Annotated in this window: 9 protein-coding genes; 7 read left to right on the top strand and 2 right to left on the bottom strand. The window is 69.7% G+C overall.

The annotated features are described in order from the left end of the window. Window positions 1-21 precede the first annotated feature (21 nt). Both AB0L82_RS25610 and AB0L82_RS25605 read left to right on the top strand, forming a co-directional pair. Window positions 22-13569: an amino acid adenylation domain-containing protein gene (locus AB0L82_RS25610; RefSeq protein ID WP_364641262.1), complete on the top strand. Its 13548-nt coding sequence runs from the start codon at window positions 22-24 to the stop codon at window positions 13567-13569. Beyond that, the gene (locus AB0L82_RS25605) at window positions 13566-16055 is read left to right on the top strand and encodes an excinuclease ABC subunit UvrA (RefSeq protein ID WP_364641259.1); all 2490 of its coding nucleotides are present in this window, start codon (window positions 13566-13568) and stop codon (window positions 16053-16055) included. The genes AB0L82_RS25610 and AB0L82_RS25605 overlap by 4 nt, the downstream gene beginning before the upstream one ends. 4 nt (window positions 16056-16059) lie before the next feature. On the opposite strand, the gene AB0L82_RS25600 is transcribed toward AB0L82_RS25605, so the two are convergent. Together AB0L82_RS25600 and AB0L82_RS25595 are read right to left on the bottom strand one after the other, a co-directional pair. Further along, window positions 16060-18318, bottom strand: coding sequence for a M28 family peptidase (locus AB0L82_RS25600; protein WP_364641256.1), 2259 nt, complete (start codon window positions 18316-18318; stop codon window positions 16060-16062). Between the two features lie 41 nt (window positions 18319-18359). Further along, window positions 18360-19121, bottom strand: coding sequence for an SDR family oxidoreductase (locus tag AB0L82_RS25595; RefSeq protein ID WP_364641253.1), 762 nt, complete (start codon window positions 19119-19121; stop codon window positions 18360-18362). Between the two features lie 93 nt (window positions 19122-19214). Here AB0L82_RS25595 and AB0L82_RS25590 point away from each other — a divergent pair, with 93 nt between their 5' ends. The 5 genes from AB0L82_RS25590 to AB0L82_RS25570 all read left to right on the top strand — a co-directional run bounded on the left by AB0L82_RS25590 (window position 19215) and on the right by AB0L82_RS25570 (window position 23359). Further along, window positions 19215-20051: a helix-turn-helix transcriptional regulator gene (locus AB0L82_RS25590; protein WP_364641250.1), complete on the top strand. Its 837-nt coding sequence runs from the start codon at window positions 19215-19217 to the stop codon at window positions 20049-20051. A 14-nt stretch (window positions 20052-20065) separates the two neighbouring features. After that, window positions 20066-21646 carry a histidine ammonia-lyase gene (hutH, locus tag AB0L82_RS25585; protein WP_364641247.1) on the top strand — a complete coding sequence of 527 codons (1581 nt, stop codon included), beginning with the start codon at window positions 20066-20068 and terminating at the stop codon, window positions 21644-21646. 201 nt (window positions 21647-21847) lie between these two features. Further along, on the top strand, window positions 21848-22357 hold the full coding sequence (locus tag AB0L82_RS25580) for a DUF3558 family protein (protein WP_364641244.1): 510 nt from the start codon (window positions 21848-21850) through the stop codon (window positions 22355-22357). 4 nt (window positions 22358-22361) lie between these two features. Beyond that, window positions 22362-22871 carry a DUF3558 family protein gene (locus AB0L82_RS25575; RefSeq protein ID WP_364641241.1) on the top strand — a complete coding sequence of 170 codons (510 nt, stop codon included), beginning with the start codon at window positions 22362-22364 and terminating at the stop codon, window positions 22869-22871. A 59-nt stretch (window positions 22872-22930) separates the two neighbouring features. Beyond that, on the top strand, window positions 22931-23359 hold the full coding sequence (locus tag AB0L82_RS25570; protein WP_364641238.1) for a DUF6636 domain-containing protein: 429 nt from the start codon (window positions 22931-22933) through the stop codon (window positions 23357-23359). Window positions 23360-23364 lie beyond the last annotated feature (5 nt).

Below are 23364 nucleotides of genomic sequence, written 5' to 3'. Positions count from 1 at the left end.
CTCTCGACTTCGGGAGGGACAGTGCCAGCCCAGTCTCCGGATGTCCGCGTCGCCGTGCCGTTCGAATTGTCCCGCGCCCAAATGGAATTGTGGCTCGCGGACGATATCGGAGCCGGGGACCGCACCGCTCCGCGCGCCCTTCCCGGCCAGGCGCACTACCTGGAATTGCGGGGTGAACTCGACGCCGAACGCTTCGACGCGGCCTCGCGCCGCGCCTTCGAGGAGTTCGGCGTCGGCCGGTTGCGCATCGGCCGCGCCGACGGACGGCCGTATCAGTGGCTGGCCGCCGATATCGGCGGCGGCCTCGAACGCGTCGACCTCACCCGCGCGGCCGAACCGTATCGGGCGGCGCTGGATTGGATGAACCGGCGGCATCGCGAACCCATCGAACTCATCGACGCGCCGCTGTGGGCCGCGGCGCTGCTGCGGGTCGAACCGGAGTTGCACATCTGGTACGCGCAGATGCATCACGTGGCCATCGACGGCTACGGCGGATTGAGCCTGATCGCGCGCATCGGGCAGTGGTACGACGCACTGCTGCGCGGGACCGAGCCGGTGCCGTTCGGCGGTCTCGCGCCGGACCTGATCCAGGCTGCGGACGCCGAATACCGGGCGTCGGCGCGGTTCACCGCGGACCGCGACTATTGGCGGGAACGCTTCTCGGACTGGACCGTTGCGCCGCCGGCCGGGGTGGCGACCCGGGTGCGCGCTGCCGGTCCCGCACCCGTCGCGCTGCGCTCGGCGGGCGCGCTGTCACCGTTCGAATGGGTGGCGCTGGAACAGCTGGCCGCCGACTGCGCGGTGAGCCCCGCGCAGGTGCTGGTGGCCGCGGTGTGCGCGTTCCGGGCGGGCACCACCGGCGGGACCGAGCCGATGGTGCAGTTGGCGGCGTCGGCCCGAACCACCGCCGCGCTGAAGCGATCCGGCGGCATGCTGGCCAATGTACTGCCGATCCGGCTGCGCTGCGCGGGCGCGATCACCGCGCGCGAGCTGATCGCGGCGGCGGCGCGGGAGATCACCGGCGGGCTCCGGCATCAGCGCTACCGCTTCGAGGAGCTGCGCCGCGATCTCGGCGTCACCCCCGATCAATTGCTCGGCCCGACCGTGAACCTGATGTTCTTCGACCGCACCAGCCGATTCGGCCGCGCCACGGGTGAATACCGCATTCTGTCCTCGGGTTCGGTGGCCGATCTGCACTTCAACCTGTACCGCGCCGGAGCCGAACAGGGGCTGTCGGTCGACCTGCTCGCCAACCCGGATCGCTACGACCAAGCCGAGCTGAACGACCTCCTGAACCGCTTCCTGCTATTCCTCGGCAACCTTCTGGCCGCCGACCCGGATCAGCCCGTCGGCACCATCGGACTGCTGACCGATACCGAACGCGACCGAATCCTGCACGCCCCCAACCGCATAGACGAGCCCGACCCCCGCCTGCTGCCCGACCTGCTGGCGGCCGGAGCCCGCCGCGGCGGCGACGCCGCCGCGGTGGTCGACGGTGCGACCTCGCTCGCTTACAGCCAACTGGACGAGCTATCGAATCGACTGGCGCACAGCCTGATTCGTCGCGGCATCGGCCCGGAGGATGTGGTCGCCGTCCCCGCCCGCCGCAGCGCGGCCTGGGTGGTGGCCATCTGGGCGCTGGCCAAAGCCGGAGCCGCCTACCTGCCGGTCGATCCGGCCCACCCCGTCGACCGAATCGCCGCGATACTCCGCGAAGCCGGAGTCCGCCTTCTGATCGACACTCCCGCAACGCCATTCCCGGACCGGGTGCGCCACGGCCGCGAATCACTCACCGTCCCGGCACCATCGGACTCGGACGACAGCAGCGCCCCCGGTGCGACCGATCGGGTGCGCGCGCTGCGCCCGGGACATCCGGCGTATGTCATCTACACCTCGGGCTCGACCGGTGCGCCCAAGGGCGTGGTCGTCACCCACGCCGGTCTGACGGGATTGCTTGCGGCACAGGCCGATCACCTTCCGGCCGCCCCCGGTGATCGCGTGCTGTGCGCGACCATCCCGACCTTCGACGCCTCGCTGTGGGAGGTACTGCTCGCCGCGACGACCGGGGCGACCCTGGTGATCGCCGACGGCGACTCCTACGCGGGCCCGCGCCTGGCGGATCTCATCCGCCGGGAACGGGTGACCCATGCCTTCCTCACGCCCGCCGTGCTCGCGGCCACCGATCCCACCGGACTGCCCACCCTGCACTACCTTTCGACCGGCGGCGAGGACTGCCCACCGGCCGTGGTCGCCGCGTGGTCACCCGGCCGCACCCTGGTCAACGTCTACGGCCCCACCGAGGCCAGCATCGTCACCAACCTCGCCGCGTTGACCCCGGACCGCCCGGTGACCCTCGGTACCCCGGTTCCCGGTATGCGCTGCTATGTCCTGGACCCGTGGCTGCGCCCCGTCCCGCCCGGTGTGGTCGGCGAGCTCTATCTCGGCGGCCCGGGTCTGGCCCGGGGCTTCCTCGCCCACCGGGCCGGGACCGCCGCCTCCTTCCTGGCCGATCCCTTCGGCGCGCCGGGGGAACGCCTGTACCGCACCGGCGATCTCGCCATCCGGACCGACTCCGGCGACCTCGAATTCCACGGCCGCCTGGATTCCCAGATCAAGATCCGCGGCCTCCGGATAGAGCTCGGCGAGATCGAAGCCGCCGTGGCCGCCTGTCCCGGCGTCGCTCAGGCCGTGGTCAGGGTGCACGGCGGTCGCGACTCCGCCCAGCGGATCGTGGCCTACGCGGTGCCGGAGCCGGGGGTGCTGCTCACCACCCGGGAGCTGGAAGTGTCTGTGGCGCAGCGGTTGCCGAGCTATATGGTGCCGGTGATCGTGCTGCTGGATCGGCTGCCCGTCACCGCGAACGGGAAGGTCGATCGGGCCGCCCTGCCCGCACCCGCCCCGGTGGCCGGCCGGTATCGCGCGCCCGTCACCGAGGCGGAAAAGGTGGTGGCGGAGGCGTTCGCGCAGGTGCTCGGCGGGCGGCGCATCGGGCTGGACGATGACTTCTTCACGCTGGGCGGGGATTCGCTCGGGGCGGCATTGGTCGCGGGTCGGGTCGGGGCGGCGCTGGGGGTGGCGGCCGGGGTGCGGGATCTGTTCGAAGCCGGAACGGTGGCGGGATTCGCGGCGCGGGTGGGTGCGCGGGATCTGCTGGTGGAGCGGGAGCGGCCGGGGCCCCGGGAGCGGGGTGGGCCGGTGCCCATGTCGTATGCGCAGCAGCGGCTTTGGCTGGCGCAGCGGATGGATCCGGAGTCGGCGGCGTACAACATGCTGCTGGGGTTGCGGTTGAGCGGTGAGCTGGATGTCAGCGCGCTGACCGCCGCGCTCACCGATGTGGTGGAGCGGCACGAGGCGTTGCGCACCTCATTTCCCGAGGTCGACGGGGTGGTACGGCAGCGGATCGCGCCGGTCGACACGGTGGTTTCGGGCCTGGTGGCGGAAACCGTTGCGGCCCAGGACGTCGAGGACACCCTGGCCGAGTTCGGGCGCGCCAGTTTCGATCTCGCGGCCGCCCCGCCGATTCTGGTGCGGCTGCTGCGGATTCATGACCCGAAGGGCGTGGCGGAGCAGCATATTCTCGCCGTTCTGGTGCATCATGTGATCGCCGACGGACTTTCGCTCGCTCCATTCGCGAGGGATCTGGCGGCCGCGTATCCGGCCCGGGCACGCAGTGCGGCTCCGCAGTGGACCGCACTACCGGTGCAGTACGCGGATTACACCCTCTGGCAGCGCGAGGTGCTCGGCGCCGCGAACGATCCGGAGTCCGAACTGTCCAGGCAGCTCGGCTACTGGTCGCGCGCGCTGGCCGGGCTGCCGGTGGAATCCGGTCTGCCACCGCATCGGCCGCGCCCCGCGCGCGGCTCGCGGCGGGCGGAGCGGGTGCGTGTGGAGGTTCCCGGTAGCACCGTCCGGGGATTGCGCGAGGTGGCTCGCCGGCACGGCGCGACCATGTTCATGGTCGTGCACGCCGGCCTGTCGGCGGTGCTGGCCGCGGTATCGGGTGGAAGCGATATCGCGGTCGGCACCCCGGTGGCCGGGCGCGGTGACGCCCGCCTCGACGATCTGATCGGCATGTTCGTCAATACGCTCGTACTGCGGGTGCCGGTGGATCCGGCCGAATCCTGTGACGGCCTGCTGTCCCGGGTCCGCGATATCGATCTGAGCGCGTTCGCGCATGACGAGGCGCCGTTCGAGCACGTGGTCGACGCCCTCGGCCTGCCCCGTTCCGGAGCGCGGCATCCGCTGTTCCAGGTGATGCTGTCCTTCCGCCCGCGCGCGCACGCCGAGTTCGAGCTGCCGGGCCTGCGGGTGGAGTCCGTCGAAATCCCGTTGCCACTGGTCAAATTCGATCTGGAATTCACCGTCGCGGAGTCCCCGGACGAACTGGCGGTGAGCCTGCGCTACGCCGCAGACCTCTTCGACGAGCCCGCCATGACCGCGCTCACGCAGCGACTGTGCCGGATGCTGGAACATATCGCCCTCGATTCCGCGGCCCCGGTCGGCGCGGTCGACCTGTGCTCCGCCGATGAGCATCGCCTGCTGCGCGAATGGAACGAGACCAGTCAGGCGGTCGCGATCACGCTGCCGCAGTTGCTGACCCGCGCGGCGGCCTACGATCCCGACGCGTGCGCGCTGCGCTGTGAAGGTGGTGCACTCGGCTACCGCGAGCTCGGTGCGCGCGCGAATCAGCTGGCGCGCACACTGATCGCGCTCGGCGTCGGCCCGGAGGACATCGTCGCGGTGGCGCTGCCGCGCTCGCCGGAATGGGTGATCGCGGTCTGCGCGGTCGCGCACAGCGGCGCGGCCTATCTGCCCGTGGACCCCAACGCGCCCGCCGAACGCATCGAGCATATGCTCGCGGATTCCGGTGCGGCCCTGGGCATCACCACCGATCGCCGCCGGGCGGACCTGCCCGCGCCCGCCGGTGGCGGCTGGTTGCTCATCGACCCGGACGAGCCCGCCGACGAGTTCGCGCCGCCGATCACCGACGCCGACCGGGTGCGCCCGCTGCGCCTGCACCATCCGGCGTACGTCATGTACACCTCGGGGTCGACCGGAATCCCCAAGGCCGCCACCATCACTCACGGCGGCCTGGCGAATGTCCTGGTCACCCAGGCGCAGCGCTGCGACGCCGATCCGGACGCCCGGGTGCTGGCGGTGGCCTCGCCCAGTTTCGACGCCTCCATGTGGGAGTTGCTGCTGGCCCTGGGATCCGGTGCGACCCTGGTGCTGGCTCCGCCCTGGGCGTACGCGGGTGACGCCCTGCTCGAACTGCTGGAGCGGGAGCGCATTACGCACGCCATGCTCACCCCGCGCGTACTGGCGACGCTCACCGATCCGGGGCGGCTCCCGCAATTGCGGCTGCTCGCCACCGCCGGTGAGACCTGCCCGCCGGAACTGGCCGCCCGCTGGTCCGCCGGACGGTGTTTCGTCAATGTCTACGGCCCGACCGAGACCACCATCTGGTCGAGCGTCAGCCGTCCGTTGCGCGCCGACGCCACCGTCTCCATCGGCGGTCCGGTGATCGGTGCGCGCTGCCATGTCCTGGACGGCCGCCTGCGTCCGGTGCCGCCGGGCGTGATCGGCGAAATCTATATCGCCGGGCCGGGTTTGGCGCGCGGCTACCATCGCCGCCCCGGATTCACCGCGACCCGTTTCGTATCCAGTCCGTTCGCGAGCACCGGCGAACGCCTCTACCGCACCGGTGATCTCGGTTGCTGGCGCGGTGACGGTGAACTGGATTATCACGGCCGCAATGACTTCCAGATCAAGATTCGCGGCGTCCGCGTCGAACTCGGTGAGATCGAGGCCGCGCTGTCGGCCGCCCCCGGGGTCGCGGATGCCGTGGTCGTCCTGCACGCCGATGCGTCACCCGAGCCGGGGGACCCCGAGATCGTCGCGTACGTGGTCCCCGACGCGGGACACCGGGTCGATCCGGCCGAACTGCGCACCGAACTGGCCCGGGTGCTGCCGGAGCAGTATCTGCCGACGGTGGCGATCGTGGAACGCCTTCCACTGACCATCACCGGGAAGGTGGATCGAGCCGCCCTGCCCGCCCCCGTGCGCGCTCGGGAACGGTATCGCGCCCCGGAGACCCCGCTCGAGGAGACGGTCGCGCGCGCGTTCGCGGCGGTGCTCGGCCTGGATCGCGTCGGCGCGGATGGCGATTTCTTCACCCTCGGCGGCAATTCACTGAGCGCCACCCGTGCGGTGGCGGCATTGCGCAGTGCCGGTATCGAGTTGGATCTGCGGGCGTTGTTCGAGGAACCGACCGTGACCGGGCTGGCCGGGGCACTGGCGGCGCGCGGGGTGTGCGCGCCGTTCGATCCGGTCGGCGAGGACACGCGCCCCCGGCCGGACCTGGTGCCGCTGTCCTTCGCGCAGCAGGGCATTTGGCTGCTGGACCGGCTCGGGGCGGGCGCGGCCTACCATATTCCGCTGGCCGTGCGGCTGAGTGGAGCCCTCGACGTGACCGCGCTGACCGCGGCGGTGGCGGATGTGGTGCGGCGGCACGAGGCGCTGCGCACCTGGTTTCCCGAACGGGACGGGATGCCGTATCAGGCCGTGGCACAGGACGATATCGGCGCGCTCGATATCCGCCGGGTGACGCGGCAGCGCCTGGACCGAGCGCTGCGCGAATTCGAGTGCGAGCCTTTCGATCTCGCCGCGGGACCGCCGATCAGGGCACGGCTCTACGGCATCGACGAGGCGGGCCGCCCCGCCTCCTGGGTGCTGATCCTGGTCGTGCACCACGTGAATGCCGACGGATTCTCGCTCGGCCCGCTCGCCCGCGATCTCGCCACCGCCTATACCGCCCGCGCGCTCGGCGCCGCACCGAAATGGCCCGCGCTGCCGATGCAGTACTCGGACTACGCGATTCGCCAGCACGCCGCGCTGGGTGACGCCGATGATCCGGGCTCGGAACTGAATCGGCAACTGAAGCAGTGGATTTCGGTGCTGGACGGCGCGCCGCTGGAATTGCCGCTGCCCTTCGATCGCCCGCGTCCCCGGCAGTCCGAGCATGCCGGTGGCAGCGTCGAATCGACCGTGCCGCCGGAGATCACGATCGGCCTGCGGGAACTCGGCCGCCGCCATCGCGCCTCGCTGTTCATGGTGGTGCATGCGGCGCTGGCCGTACTGCTGGCGAAGCTGTCCGGCACAACGGATATCGTCATCGGCACTCCGACCGCCGGGCGGGATCGGCCCGGTCTGGACGATCTGGTGGGCATGTTCGTCAACCCCGTCGCGCTGCGGGTCCCCGTCGACGTCCGGGAATCCTTCGACGGGCTGCTGCATCGGGTCCGCGATATCGATGTCGAGGCGCTCGATAACGCGCACACTCCCTTCGAGCGGATAGTCGAAGCGCTCGATCTGCCGCGTTCCACCGCCCGGCATCCGCTGTTCCAGGTCGTGCTGTCCTATCAGAGCTTCGGCTCGACCGAACTGGCCCTGCCCGGCGTTCGCGTCGAAGCCCTGCCGCCGTACACCGGCGCGGTCCGATTCGATCTGGAATTCGAAGTGGTGGAACGGAATTCCACCCTCGGCCTCACCCTGCGCTATGACACCGCCCTGTTCGACCCGGGCACCGCCGAAAGCGTGCTGCACCGTTTCGGCCGCCTCCTCGCCCAGGCCGCCGCCACCCCGGATCGCCCGGTGCGGGCCATGGACGTGCTCACCCCCGAGGAACGCCACGACATTCTGTACAGCTGGAACCGCACCGGCGGTGCCACCTGCATCAATCTGCCCGGCCTGATGTGCCGCGCGGTCGCCCTGGCCCCCGATTCCACCGCCGTCGTGTACGGCAACCGCACCCTCACCTACCGCGAACTCAACGAACGGTCGAACCGGCTGACCCGAGCCCTGATTCGCCGCGGCATAGGGACCGGAGATGTGGTGGCGGTGGCCATCCGCCGCTCACCGGATTGGGTGATCGCGCTGTGGGCGGTGGCCAAATCCGGTGCGACCTACCTTCCGATAGACCCCCGCCACCCTTCCGGCCGCATCGATCAGCTGCTCACGGATTCCCATGCGGCACTAGTTATCACGACCGCGGACGTGGGTGCCTGGCTAATCGGTACGCGCGAGGTCGCCGCGGCCGCCGATGAACGCCCGGCTACCGGGGGCGTGTCCCGCCGGGGCGTCGAACCTCGTGCCGCACAGCTCATTTGGCTGGCACTGGATGCTCCGGAGGTATCGGCGGAACTGGCCGCCACTTCGGCAGCCGTCGTCACCGGCAATGAACGCCTGCGCAATGTGCGACTCCACGACGCGGCCTACCTCATCTTCACCTCCGGCTCGACCGGAGCACCCAAGGGCGTGGTCATCACGCACGCCGGTCTCGCCAATACGGTCGCCGCACAGGCCGAACACTGTGCTCCCCAGCGTGATTCGCGCATCCTCGCGGCGGCGTCCCAGAGCTTCGACGCCTCGATCTGGGAACTGCTGCTCGCCCTCGGCGCGGCCGCCACCCTGGTCATAGCCGACCCGGACCGCTACGGCGGCCCCGAACTCACCGATCTCATCCGCCGAGAACGCATCACCCACGCCTTCCTCACCCCCGCGGTCCTCGCGGAACTGGATCCGGCGGAATTGCGAACGGCCGCAGCGGATTCGTGCGAGTCCGCGAGCGAGGTGCGTTGCGAGACCGGGTCGGAGTTGCGGGTGCTGGTGACCGGTGGGGAGGCGGTGCCGTCCGCGCTGGCGGCCCGGTGGTCCGTCGATCGCCGCCTGCTGATCGCGTACGGTCCCAGTGAGGTCACCGTCATCTCCAATTACAGTGCGCCGTATGAGCGGGGGCAGCCGGTCACGCTGGGCGGACCGGCGACCGGGATGCGCTGCTATGTCCTCGACGCCTGTCTGCACCCGGTTCCCGACGGTGTGACGGGGGAGATGTACATCGCCGGGCCGGGTGTCGCGCGCGGCTATCACGGCCGGAAGGGGCTGACCGCGCTCCGCTTCCTGCCCGATCCGTTCGCGCCGGGCCGGATGTATCGCACCGGGGACGCGGTGCGCCGCCGGGCCGATGGCTCGCTGGAGTTCCTGGGCCGCACCGATTCCCAGCTCAAGGTGCGCGGTATGCGCGTCGAACCCGGCGAGATCGAGGCCGCGCTCACCGACCTGCCGGGCGTCGGCCAGGCCGTCGTCGTCCTGTACACGGAGACGCCCGGCGATCCCCGCATCGTCGCCTACATCACCGCCGACGCGCCGAACCTGGAGGTCACCGGCGTACGCGCGGCTTTGACGGCGACGCTGCCCGGGCACCTGGTCCCCTCCGCCATCGTGCTGTGCGAACGATTGCCGCTCACCGTGAACGGCAAACTCGACCGCGCCGCCCTGCCCGCCCCGGCACCCGAAACCGCCGAGTTCCGCGCCCCGGCCACCATCGCCGAGCGCGCGGTGGCACGCGTATTCGCCGAGGTCCTGCACCTCGACCGGGTCGGCCTGGACGACGACTTCTTCCGTCTCGGCGGCAATTCCCTCAACGCCACCAGGGTGGCCGCGCGCCTGGGCACGGCACTGGGCGTGCGAGTACCGGTGCGCTCGATCTTCGACGCCCCCACGGTGGCAACCCTGGCCGACCACCTGGCCACCGCCCCGCGTACCACCCCTACTCCGCTCATCGCACAACCCCGGCCGGACCGCATTCCTCTCTCCTATGCGCAGCAACGCCTTTGGCTGCTGCACCGCCTCGACCCGCGATCCGACGCCTATCACATCCCGCTGGTCCTGCGCCTGCGCGGCCGCTTGAACGCGCCCGCCATGGTGGCGGCGGTACGCGAAGTCATCGCCCGCCACGAAACCCTGCGCACCTACTTCCCTGACACGGACGGCCAAGGCTCCCAACGCATCCTGCCCGCCGGACCCGGTGAAGCGCTCGGATCCCCGGAAGATCGGACCAGGGAGCCCAGCGGCTTGCCGGCGCCGGAAACGCGTGTGGTGGAAGGTTCGGTCGTGCGGGAGACGGTACGGGAATTCTGCTCGCGGCCTTTCGATCTGACGGTGGCGGTGCCGGTGCGCAGCGCGCTGTTCGCGCTCGGTGAGTCGCCGGACACCGCGCGCGAGTGGGTGCTGGCGTTCGTGATTCATCACGCCAATGCGGACGGCTATTCGCTCGCGCCGTTGGCCCGGGATCTGGCGGCGGCCTACACGGCCGCGTGCGAAGGCATTCGCCCGCGATGGGCCGAACTTCCCTTGCAGTACGCGGATTACACGCTGTGGCAGCGTGATGCCCTGGGCTCGGTGGAGGAATCCGGGTCCGAGATGACGCGCCAGATCGATTACTGGCTGGGCACGCTCGCGGCATTGCCCGCGGAGATCGGCTTGCCGTTCGATCGACCACGCCCGGTGGTCGCGTCCTTCGCGGGCGCGGCCGTAGCGTGTGAGATTCCCGAGCAGACGGTGCGGCGGTTGCGCACGGTGGCGGCCGAGCATGACGCCTCGCTGTTCATGGTGTTGCACGCGGGCCTGGCGATACTGCTCGCGGCGTGGTCGGACGGCGATGACATCGCCATCGGCACCCCGGTGGCCGGGCGCGGGGCGGCGGAGTTGGACGATCTGGTCGGCATGTTCGTCAATACCCTGGTGCTGCGCACGGAAGTCACGGCCGCGCAGTCATTCTCCGAATTCCTGGAGCGGGTGCGCAGTATCGATCTGGCTGCTTTCGCGCATGCCGAGGCACCGTTCGAACAGGTGGTGGAAGCGCTCGAGCCGCCGCGTTCGCGGTCTCGGCATCCGCTGTTCCAGGTGCTGCTCACACTTCAGAACCTGGAACCCGTGCGCCTGGAACTGCCCGGGCTCACCGCCGAAGTCGTCGATCCCGACTCGCAGGCCGCTCGCTTCGATCTGGAATTCACCATCGCGCCTTCGGATTCCGGGCTGACGATGCATATCCGGTATGCCACGGACCTTTTCGACCACGACACCGTCGCGGCCCTGGCCCAGCGCTACCTGCTGCTGCTCGACAGCGTGACCGCCGAGCCGCTGACGGCCATTGCCCGACTGCCGATGCTCGGCCCGTCGGAGTATCGCCGAATCATCCAGGACTGGAACAGGACCGGTGTGGCGGAGAGCGATCTGCTGCTGCCCGATATCCTGGCCGCCGCCGTGCGTCGTGCCCCCGACGCCGAGGCCGTTCGCCATGGCGATCTGGCCCTCACCTACCGCGAACTCGATGACCGCGCGGCCCGGCTCGCCACCCTGCTCACGGCCCGGGGCATCGGCCCCGAGGACGTGGTGGCCCTCGGGATGTCCCGCTCCCTGGCCTGGGTGGTGTCCTGTTGGGCGGTGGCGAAATCCGGCGCGGCATTCCTGCCCGTGGACCCGGCCTTTCCCGCCGCGCGCATCACCGACCTGCTGCATCCGGTCCGGCCCAGCGCGATTCTCACCGCCGCGGCCGAATCCGTCGCGTTCGCGCACACGGGGATGCCGTTGATCTCGCTGGCCGCCGATGGAACCGTCGTCACCGCCGAATCGCGGACCGAGATCGATGGGGCTTCGAACAACGAAACACGGTCGCACGCTGATCGGGCGCATATCGACAACGCGGCCTACATCATTCACACCTCGGGCTCCACGGGTGCGCCGAAGGGCGTCGTGATCAGTCATGCGGGCCTGGCGAATCTGGCTGCTACACAGGCGAAGTGCATCGGGGCCGAGCCCGGCAGCCGCGTATTGTGCGTCGCCGCACCGAGCTTCGACGCATCGGTGTGGGAGTTGGTGCTCGCGGCGGGGGCGGCGGCCGCGCTGGTCGTCGCGCCGCCCGAGGCGTACGCGGGCCCCGCGCTCGCCGAATTCATGCGATTCGAGCGCGTGACCCATGCCTTCATCACCCCGGCGGTGCTGGCCTGCACCGATTCGGCCGGACTGCCGGACCTGCGCGTGGTGGTCACCGGTGGCGAAGCCTGTCCGCCCGCCGTCGCGGCTGCCTGGGGGAAGACGCACCGCCTGGTGAACGTCTACGGCCCCACCGAGGGCACGGTGATCGCCACCCTCGAGGACGCCCTCGATGGTGCGCGACCGGTGACGATAGGCGGGCCGGTCATCGGTGCCCGCTGCTATATCCTGGACCGCTGCCTGCGTCCGGTTCCGGTGGGCGCGACCGGTGAGCTGTATCTCGGCGGTTCCGGACTGGCCCGAGGCTATCTGCACCGAACCGCCACCACCGCCGCCTGTTTCGTCGCCGATCCCTTCGGCCCCGTCGGTGAACGCCTGTACCGCACCGGCGATCTGGCCACCTGGTCACCGGATGGACGACTGATCTACAAGGGCCGCAATGATTTCCAGGTCAAGCTGCGCGGCATGCGGATCGAACTCGGCGAGATCGAGGCAGCCGTGGCCGCCGCACCCGGAGTGGCTCAGGTGGTCGCGGTCGCCGCCCCGGCGAATACCTCGGCGGGTGCGCGGCTCGTGGCCTACGTCATTGCGGAGCCGGGCCGGACGATCGATGCCACCGCCGTCGCAGCGGTTGCCGCGCAACGGCTTCCGGCACAGCTGGTGCCGGTCGTGATCCCGCTCGAGCGCATGCCCCTGCTGTCGAACGGGAAGGTCGACCGGGCCGTGCTGCCCGCACCGGCATTGCCCGCCAACACCTTCCGGCCCCCTGTCACGCCCGGGGAGCAGCGGGTTGCCACCGCCTTCGCCGAAGTCCTCGGCGTGGCGGAGGTCGGTCTGGACGACGATTTCTTCACCCTCGGCGGTAATTCCCTCACCGCGGCCCAGGTCATCTCGCGCCTGGACGGGATCATCACCCTGCGCGATCTGTTCGAGGCCCCGCAGGTGGCCGCGCTGGCCCGCCGACTGGAGGCCGAGAGCGCCTCGGCGATACCGGATAGGGCCGAAAAAGCAAGCGACACAGCGGAGAACGAGTCATACGCCGTAGTTCTGCCGCTGCGCCGCTCCGGTCCGGACACGCTCTTCTGCATTCACCCCGGCGGCGGTATGGCGTGGCCGTACGCGGGCCTGCTCACCCATCTCGACCCGGCCGTCTCGCTGTACGGCCTGCAGGATCCCTGGGTGGTCCGCGACGAACACCCTTTCGCCACCCTCGCCGACTACGCCGACCGCTATGTCACCGAGATTCGCCGGGCCCAGCCGCACGGCCCCTACCGCCTGCTGGGCTGGTCGCTCGGCGGCCGCATCGCCCACGAGGTCGCCGTGCGGTTGCAATTGCTGGGCGCGGAGGTGCGCACGCTCGCCCTGATGGACACCGCCGCGTACGACGGCACCGAACAGGCTTCGGGTGACACCGAATCCGCATGGGCGGAGCTGCGCGCCAACGGCGATATCGCCCGCGCCGCCGCGGTGTTCCCGCCCGATCTGGTGGAGCGCGCCACCGTCGCGCTCACCCGTGCGGTCCCGGGTGGCCCGTCCGGGCGCTATCGCGGGGATCTGCTGCATTTCACCGCCATTCGGGAGACCGATGCGGACCGCCGCCCCGCCGAGACCTGGATGGAGCACATCACCGGGACGGTGACAGATATCGAGGTGGACGCCACCCATATCGGCATGGCGGCCGCCGCACCGCTCGCGGTGATCGGCCGGGAGCTGGTGCGGCGCTGGGATCGCGGGTGAGCCTCGACGATTTGCCCCGGGCCATCAAGGTTTTCGGCGCGCGCGTGCACAATCTGAAGGACATCGACGTCGAGATCCCGCTGTGGTCCTGGGTGGCGATCACCGGTCTGTCCGGTTCCGGGAAGTCCTCGCTCGCCATGAATGTGCTCTACGGCGAGGGCTATCAGCGTCTGCTGGACGGCCTGTCCACCTATACCCGGCGGCGGATCAGCCAGACCGAGCGCCCGGATGTGGATCGCATCGATTTCCTGCCCGCGACCCTGGCGCTCCGCCAGCGCCCGCCGATTCCGGGGCGGCGCAGCACGGTCGGCACCATGACCGAGGTGTACAACGTGCTGCGGCTGATGTACTCGCGGCTCGGATCGCACTTGTGCCCCACCGGATTCCGGCTGCCGCCGACCCTGGACGTGGCGATGCGCGGCTATGTCGACCTGCCCGAATGCGGTGGCAGGGTGGAATTGCCCGGCGCGGAATCCTTCTCGTTCGACAGTTTCGGGGCCTGCCCGCGCTGCGGCGGCCTCGGCACGGTCGAGGAGATCGACGACGACGCGCTGATCCCGAATCCGGACCTGACCATCGAAGAGGGCGCGGTCGCGCCCTGGAAGCTGCCGCTGCGCGATTTCCAGCCGCAGATCGCCGCGCAATTGGGTGTGCGCATCGATGTGCCCTATCGCGACCTCACCGCGGCCGAACGCGATATCGTGCTGGACGGCCCCGCCGAGAAACGACACGTGGTGGTCACCACCAAATCCGGCCGGGCCGCCGAACTCAACGGCACCTACGAGAATGCCCGTGCGGCGGTGCGGCATTCGCTCGCCAATGCCAATAGCCAGACCACCCGCGAACGACTCGGCAAATTCTTCACCCTGCACACCTGCCCGGCCTGTCACGGCACCCGGCTGCGCCCCGAAGCGCTCGGCACGCTGCTCGAAGATCGCACCATCGCCGAGACCAGCGCGCTCACCCTCGCCGAATTGTCCACGTGGGCACCGGGAGTGCCGGAGCGCCTGCCGGCCGATATGCGCGAAATCGCCACCCGCCTCAGCACCGAATTCGTACGCGCCATAGCTCCGCTGCTCACCCTCGGACTCGGCTATCTGACCCTGGATCGGGCGGGTGAATCGCTCTCGACGGGGGAGCGGCAGCGCATCCAGCTCACCGCCACGCTGCAAACCCGTTCCACCGGAATGCTTTACGTGCTGGACGAACCGTCCATCGGCTTGCACCCGGCGAATATGGACGGGCTGAGCGGCGTCATCCGCGCCCTGGTCGACAATGGCAATTCGGTGGTCATGGTGGACCACGAGGTGGAATTGCTGCGCCAGGTGGACCAGCTCCTGGAAATGGGACCGGGCGCGGGCCGCGCGGGCGGTACGGTCATCGCCCGCGGCACCGCCGCAGAGCTGTCCGATGACCCGAATTCGATTACCGGGCCGTATCTTTCGGGGCGCGCCGACCCGCATGCCCGCAAGCCGCGCGGGGTGCGCGCCGGGGACCAGCAGTTGGAGATCACCGTCGGCGATTTCTACACCCTGCACGATGTCACCGCCCGCTTTCCGCTGCAGCGACTTACCCTGGTCACCGGCGTATCCGGTTCCGGCAAGACATCTCTGGTGCTGGACAGCCTGGTCCCGGCGCTCACCCGTCGGCTGGCGGGGGAGCGACTGCCCGCCCATGTCCGGGAACTGAATACCGGCGGCATCACCCGCGTGATCACGGTGGATTCCACGCCGATCGGCAATAACAGCCGTTCCACCCCCGCCACCTACTCCGGCGCGTTCGACGGTATCCGCGCGCTCTTCGCCGCGACCCCGCAGGCTCGCGAAAAGCATTGGGGCGCGGGCAGATTCTCCTACAACGTCAAGGGCGGACAGTGCCCGACCTGCACGGGCCTGGGCGAGATCTCGCTGGATGTGCAGTACCTGCCGGATATGGTGCTCACCTGCCCGGCCTGTCACGGGGCGCGCTACAACCCCGAGACCCTCGAGGTGCGCGTGGACGGCTCGACCATCGCCGACGTGCTGAATCTGACCGTCGCCGACGCCGCCGACCGTTTCGCGGGCGTACCGCGCATCGGTCCGCCGCTACAGGCACTGCGCGAGGTGGGCCTGGGCTACCTCAGCCTCGGCGAACCCACGCCCAGCCTGTCGGGCGGCGAGGCCCAGCGCATGCGCCTGGCCAGTGGCCTGCGCACCGGTCAGCGGCAGCTGCTCTATGTCTTCGACGAGCCGACCACCGGCCTGCATCCGCAGGATGTGCGCACCCTGGTCGGTGTGCTGGATCGCCTATTGCACGGTGGCGCAACCATTATCGCCATCGATCACGATCTGGATCTGATCGGCGACGCCGATCACGTCATCGATATGGGACCGGGCGGCGGTCCGGAAGGCGGCCGGATCATCGCCACCGGCACGCCCCGGCAATTGACCACCGCTCCGGACAGCCTGACCGGCCGCTATCTACGCCGTCATCAGCGGCGCGGCTGACCGGTCACAGTCCCGGCACCCGGGTGAACACCGCCGCCGCACTGTCCTGCCGGAAGAAGGCGTCATCGGGATGGCCGCGACCGGGGCCCTGCGCCAGCTTCGAATCGGGCAGCCAGGTGTAGTCGATGAGCGTGAGGTTCAGCGGCCCCGCCGGTGCCACCAGCCGCACCTCGATACCCTCGGCGGGCGGTGCGACGAAATGAAAACTCCTGTGCGGCACCGGGGTCAACTCCCGACCGGCGACGGTCAGCGAGCTCGGCGCCTGCTCCCAGCGCAGATCGATGGCCGTGGCCCCGCGCGTGGAACGCACTCGCAATCGCACCGTCCGCTGCCCCGAATCGGTGGTGTCCGACAGGATTTCGGCGACCGGCGCGCTGAGCGCCTCCGGCACCGCCTTTCCGGCGGCCACTATCCCGGGGAACAGATCCGAGTACGGTGCGCCCGGCGCGCCGTCGTTCACGAACTGCCGCGTCCAATCGTCCGGCGCGAGCACCGACAACCATTGCGCGTCACCGTGATCCGCGTCCAGCGCGTACGACACCTGGGTCACCCGCGGATGCTCCACATCGAAACGATCCACCGCCTGCCCCACGGCGGCCAGCACCACGGCGAGCACCACCGCCAGCGCCGGAACGGTCCAGCCGCGTCGTGCGGGCCAACTCCGGATGAGGGTGAGCAGCAGCAGTCCGCCCAGCACCACGATCAGCGGCACCCCCGTGAACGGCGCGGTCATCAGTCCGGCCTGGATACCGGACCAGGCGCTCCCGCCCAGGAACAGCGCCGCCGGAAGCAGCGACACCGTGAGCGTCAGCAACCGCCAGCGCTCCGGCACCACGAAGGTGAGCACCACCCCGAATGCCGCCGCGCACGCCGGGATCACGATGATCTCCGCCGCCGCGGGGGAGTACACCGTCACCCCGGCCCCGGCGGCCACCACACCGGTGAGCAGTCCGATCGCCGCGCCCGTCGCGCCGAACCAGCGGCGCGCCAGCACATAACCGCCGGTCAGTACCGCCACGGTCAATACCGCCACGGCGGCCTGGAAGAACTCCGGCCGATACGGATCGACCGGCCAGGCCCGGTACTCGGGACGGATGAACTGCACCAGCCACCACAGGCCGTACGTCGCGCCGATGGCCACCGGCAGCGCCGCCAATGTCACAGCGGCAGCGCCGATCACGCCCTTCACAGTGGCCTCGCCATTGCGGCGCACCTGCCGGATCACCCACCCGATCGCCAGCAGCGACAGCACCGCGAGCGTGCTGATCACCCAGGCCGGCCACACCACCAGCACACCGAAAGGCAGTGGGAAATAAGCCGGATTCGAACGGTCGGAGGTGTCGCTCAGATCGCGCGCGCCGAAATCCCTTGCCAGCGCGAGGGTATTCTCGCCCACCTGCTGCACGGTGGCGAGATCGACGTGCTCCGGATCGTCCTTGATGTTGTGGTAGTAGGCGCTGCGCCCGGCATACGCCCAGTCCAGCACCGGGAGTCCGGCCTTGTCGAAGGCCACGAAATCGGTGGTGCTGGAGACGCCCGCACCGGCGAGCGCGGTGGTCATCGAATCGGTATTCGGATACGGCGTTCGCGCGGCGGCATCGATCAGCCCGCCGTCGGGCCGGGTGATCCGCCACAGCAGCACGGGTCCGCCCGCACCGCGTACGTCATTGTTGACCACCACCCCGTTGTGGTCGTAATTACCCTCCGCGACAAAGGCTTCCGCACCCAGCAGGCCGGGCTCCTCGCCATCGGTGAGCAGGGCGACCACGTTGTTGCGCAGGCCGTTCTCACTGTCTCGCAGCGCGCGCATCGTCTCCACGATGGCCGCGACCCCGACGCCGTCGTCATTCGCGCCCGGTCCGGACTGCACCGAATCGTAGTGCGCCACCAGATAAACGGTGCCCGTCGGATTCGTGCCCTTCAGCGTGCCGACGATATTGTCGACTCGCCCGAGCCCGGTGCGATCGGGTTTGAAATCGCCAGGCCAGCGGCCGACACCCGATCGAATCTCGGTTTCCAGCCCCAGTTTTCGCAATTCGCCCGCGAGATAGTCACGCACCCGGTCGTGTTCGGGGGTGCCCACCGGATGCGGTGTGCTCGCGATCTCGCGCACGGTGCCGATCGCCCGGCCCGCCGCGAACACCTCGGGCGGGGCGGATGCATCGCGATATCCGTGCGGTTGTCCCTGCCAGGCGGTGGCCACCACCACCGCCAGCAGTACTGCGAATGCCAGAAATCCGGAAAGCCCTCGTCCCACCCGCATGGGATCGATACTAGGCATGAAATCCGTGCGGGCGGTGCGGCTCAGGCCTGCTGGGTCGGCAGCACGATGACCTGACGCAGGTTGACGTGCCGCGCGCGGCTGGTGGTGTACGCGATGAGATCGGCGATATCGTCCGCGCTCAACGCGTCCAGGTACGCGAACATCCCGTCCAGTCCCGAACTCAGTTCCGCATTGTCGATATGCGAACCGAGTTCGGTCGCGGTGAGCCCCGGCTCGATATTGGTCACGCGCACCCGGCGCGGGCCCAGTTCGGTGCGCAGGCTCGCCGACAGCTGCGTGAGCGCGGCCTTGGTCGCCCCGTACACCGCGTAGTTCGGGAAGTTCACGTGCGCGCCGATGGAGGAGATGTCCACCAGATCGGCGGTGCGCCCGGCATCGGCGGCGGCCAGCAGATCCGGCACGAAGGCCCGGATGACGCGCAGCGCGCCGGTGATATTGGTGTCGATCATGCGCACCCATTCGTCCTCGCGGCCGTCGGCGATCGGATTGGGCAGCATGACGCCCGCCGCGTTCACCACCAGGTCCGCCGGGCCGAAGGTCGCGTGCACCCGCTCGGCCGCCGCGCTCACGCTCGCCGGATCGGTGACATCCACCGGCACCGCGAGTGCCGTGCCGCCCTCGGCCTCGATCTTGGCGACCAGGGTCTCCAGCCGATCGGCGCGCCGGGCCAGCAGTGCGACCCGCGCGCCATTGCGGGCCAGCAGCAATGCGGTCGCCGCACCCATGCCGCTGGCGGCCCCGGTGATGACGGCGGTGCGGTTGTTCAGGTTCTCGTAGCTCATGAACTCATCCTGAGCTGGTGAAAAGGGGGCAGCGAGGGGTCCGGTTTTCCTGGGTCCGGCAGTACCAGGATGGAACTCCCTAGGGTGGTGAGCATGGACACCGATCTCGGCGAATTTCTGCAATCCCGGCGCGCCCGCATCGCGCCCGCCGACGCCGGGCTGCGCGAGTACGGCCGCCGCCGGGTGCCGGGCCTGCGCCGCGAGGAAGTGGCGCAGCTGGCCGGGGTCAGCGTGGACTACTACATCCGGCTGGAACAGGGGCGCGGCCGCAATGCCTCCGATGCGGTGCTGGACGCGGTCGCCCGGGCGCTGCGGCTCACCGATCCCGAACGCCTGCACCTGTACGCGCTGGCCCGGCCCACCGGCACCCGGCCGGTCGCATCGGGCGGGGTGTACCAGGCCACGGTGCGCGCGGGCACCCGTCTCGTGCTGGACGCACTGACCGCGCCCGCCTTCGTGCTCGGCCGCCGCGTGGATGTGATCGCCTGGAATGCCCTGGGCGACAAGGTTTCCGGGTTCTCCGCGGTGCCCGCCGAGGAACGCAATCAGGCCAGATACCTGTTCCTGAACCCGGTCGCCCCCGAGTTCTATCCGGACTGGGAGACCGTCGCGGTCGAGACCGCCGCCTTCCTGCGCCGCGATGCCGGTCTGCATCCGGACGATCCGGCCCTGCACGCCCTGGTCGACGAGCTGAGCGAGCGCAGCGCCGACTTCCGCCGCATCTGGGGCGCGCATCCGGTCAAGGAGAAGACGCACGGCGGCAAGCGGATTCGGCATCCCGAGGCCGGACTGCTGGATATGGGTTATGAATCCCTGCTGCTCCCCGGCGATCCCGATCAATTGCTCGTCGTCTACACCGCCGTCCCCGGCTCGGCCACCGCCGCCGCCTTGGACGCACTCTCGGAAAGCGTCACCAACGCACACGTCTGAGGAAAGGAGAGGTCTTGAGCGCCTCCATCGAACACACCCCCGGCCGGGCGGTCTCGCATGAAACCGTCACCGTGGGAATCGGACCCGTGAGCCTCGAGGAGGTGGTGCGGGTCGCCCGCCACGGCGCGCCGGTCGAACTATCGGCCGAGGCGCTCACGGCGATAGCCGAAAGCCGCACCCGCATACAGGAACTCGCGGATGATCCGAAACCGGTGTACGGCGTCTCCACCGGATTCGGCGCGCTCGCCAGCCGCCATATCCCGCAGGAACTGCGAACCCAATTGCAGCGCAGCCTGATCCGATCGCACGCCGCCGGTTCGGGACCGGAGGTCGAGACCGAGGTGGTGCGCGCGCTCATGCTGCTGCGCCTGTCCACCCTGGCCACCGGCCGTACCGGTGTTCGCCCCGAGGTCGCGCGCACCTATGCCGCCATGCTGTCCGCCGGGCTGACCCCGGTCGTGTACGAATACGGCAGCCTCGGCTGTTCCGGCGATCTCGCACCGCTGTCGCACTGCGCGCTGGCAGCCATGGGCGAAGGTCAGGTGCGCACCGCAGACGGCGAACTGCTGCCCGCCGCAATGGCTTTGGCGCAGGCCGGTATCGAACCGGTGGTGCTCGCCGAAAAGGAGGGCCTGGCGCTGATCAACGGCACCGACGGCATGCTCGGCATGCTGGTGCTGGCCCTGGACGATCTGGACGCCCTGCTGCGCCTGGCCGATATCGCCGCCGCCATGAGCGTGGAGGGCCAACTCGGCACCGACCGGGTCTTCGCCGCCGATCTGCAAGCCCTGCGCCCGCATCCGGGTCAGGCCACCGCCGCCGCGAATATGACCCGGCTGCTGGCCGATTCGGAAATCGTGGCCAGCCATCGCGGCCCGGACTGCGCCCGCGTCCAGGACGCCTATTCGCTGCGCTGCGCACCCCAGGTCGCGGGCGCGGCCCGGGACACCGCCGCGCACGCCCGCACCGTCGCGCTGCGCGAACTCGCCAGTGCCGTGGACAATCCCGTCGTCACCCTGGACGGCCGGGTCGAATCCAATGGCAATTTCCACGGCGCGCCCATCGCCTACGCGCTGGATTTCCTGGCCATCGTGGTCGCGGATGTGGCGAGCATCAGCGAGCGCCGCACCGACCGCTTCCTGGATGTGGCCCGCAATCACGGTCTGAACGCCTTCCTCGCCGACGATCCGGGCGTGGACAGCGGGCATATGATCGCCCAATACACCCAGGCCGCAATCGTTTCCGAGCTCAAGCGGCTCGCCGCCCCCGCCAGCGTCGACTCCATCCCCTCCTCTGCCATGCAGGAGGATCACGTCTCGATGGGGTGGTCCGCGGCCCGTAAACTGCGCCGCGCCATCGACGGCCTGACCAGGGTGCTGGCCATCGAAATCCTCACCGCCGCCCGGGGAATCGATATGCGCGCACCCCTCGTACCGGCACCGGCCACCGCCGCCGTCATCGCCGTACTGCGCGGGCGGGTGCCCGGTCCCGGCGCTGACCGCTACCTCGCCCCCGACATCGAGGCCGCCGTCCACCTCGCCGTCACAGGCGAATTGGTCGCCGCCGCCGAGGCGATAACGGGTGCGCTGGGCTGATCGCACATGCCACGCCCCGGCCCGGCCGATCGGTCGGCGACGTCCCCGCGTACAGCAGACGGCCGGGTTCGGCGATCGCCCGTCGCGGCGGTCCTGCTCGCCCTGCTCGTGGTGTTGCTGCCGCACCTGGCGTTCTATCCGTGGCCGCGCGTGGTGGGCTAGCACCCGCGCATCGCGCCCCGCGTCGCTACTATCGCAATCGTGCGAGCGCGAATGGCGGGATCGGGTCTGGCGCTGCTCGCCGCGCTGGTGCTGTCCGCCTGCGGAGCGAGCGACAGCGGCACACCCGCCGCCGCGCCCAGCGGTACGCCGCACGAGATAACGCCCGCGCTCGATGTCGGCCTGTGCGGTTCGGCGGACGCGAACCAGGTCGGCGCGCTGTCCGGATTCGGCGCGGTCACGCTGATCAGCGGTGATCCGCTGCTGTGCCGGTGGGAGACACCGGACGGGTCGAGTATCGCCTTTCGCTGGTTCCGCAACAGCCCGATCGGCGAATACCGCTCCGAGGCAGGGGTTTCCGCCGGTCGAACGGGGATCGACATCGTCGGCCGAGCCGGTTTCAGCTGGCAGGCCGCACACGCCTGTGAAGCTGCGGTGCAGACCGGCGATACCGACTTCATCTCCTGGACAGTCGATTCCGTCGCCGTCACCGGAGCGAACGCCTGCGCCGCGGCCGACCGGCTGGCCTCCGCGACCTTGTCGAAACGGTAATCCCATGCGCGGCAATCGAATCGCGATCGCGGTACTGCTCCTGACGGCCGGCGTGCTGACCGGCTGCTCCACGAGCTCACCGCCCGCACCCGTCGGCGCGCCGGTGGAGGACAACACGCTGGCGGGCTGCGGACCGCTGCCCACCGCCACCATCGAGCGCACCGTCGCGGCAACGGGTCTGCGGCAACAACTTTCACCCACCATCTGCTCGTGGACCGGAATCTCCGCCACCGGCACCTCGATCGACCTCACCTACGGCTGGCTGAAGAAGAACTCCCTCATGTTCGATCGCCAGACCGCCACCGATCTCGGCTACACCACCGACAATGCCGTGGTGAAGAGCTTCGGCGGCTTCTACTGGCACGACCCTCGCGATCCGGGGGCCTGCGGTCTGTCCGCCGCGGACTCCGGCACTGTCACCTGGTGGGTGCACAATCGCGACCATTCGGCGCAACCCGACCCGTGTGCCGCCGCGTTGCAGCTCATGCTGAATACCGTCCAGCTCGACGGTTGAGCGCTCGCCATTAGCGGGGCATAAGGTTTTCGAAATCGGCCGCGCACACTATCGATGCCATGAAAGCCACCTACCTTTCGGCGATCGTCGGTGCCGCCGCCATCGCCGCCGCCACCTTTGGCGTCGACGCCGGAACCGCGAATGCCGCGAGCCTGAGCCAATTCATCGCACCGTCCGGCAATATCGGCTGTCTCGTCGGGCCCGAGGGTGCGGTATGCCAGATCAGGGATCATTCGTACCTGTCACCGCAGCGTCCGGACACCTGCCACGGCGCGTACGGCGATGTGCTCGCCGTACAGAATGAGCGCGCGCGCATCACCTGCCACACCGACGCGCCGATCGATTTCCATTCGCCCATCGTCGATTACGGTCAGCAGGTCCGGCAGGGGAACTTCGTCTGCACCGTGAGCCTGCAGTATGTGCAGTGCGTCAACGCCACCACCGGACACGGTTTCCAGATCGCCCGGGAGTTCTACACCGTGTACTGAACGCG

The organism is Nocardia sp. NPDC052001 (assembly GCF_040680615.1).
GTDB lineage: Bacteria > Actinomycetota > Actinomycetes > Mycobacteriales > Mycobacteriaceae > Nocardia.
Note: the sequence above shows the minus strand (reverse complement) of the source record. Positions and strands in the feature narration are given on the sequence as shown.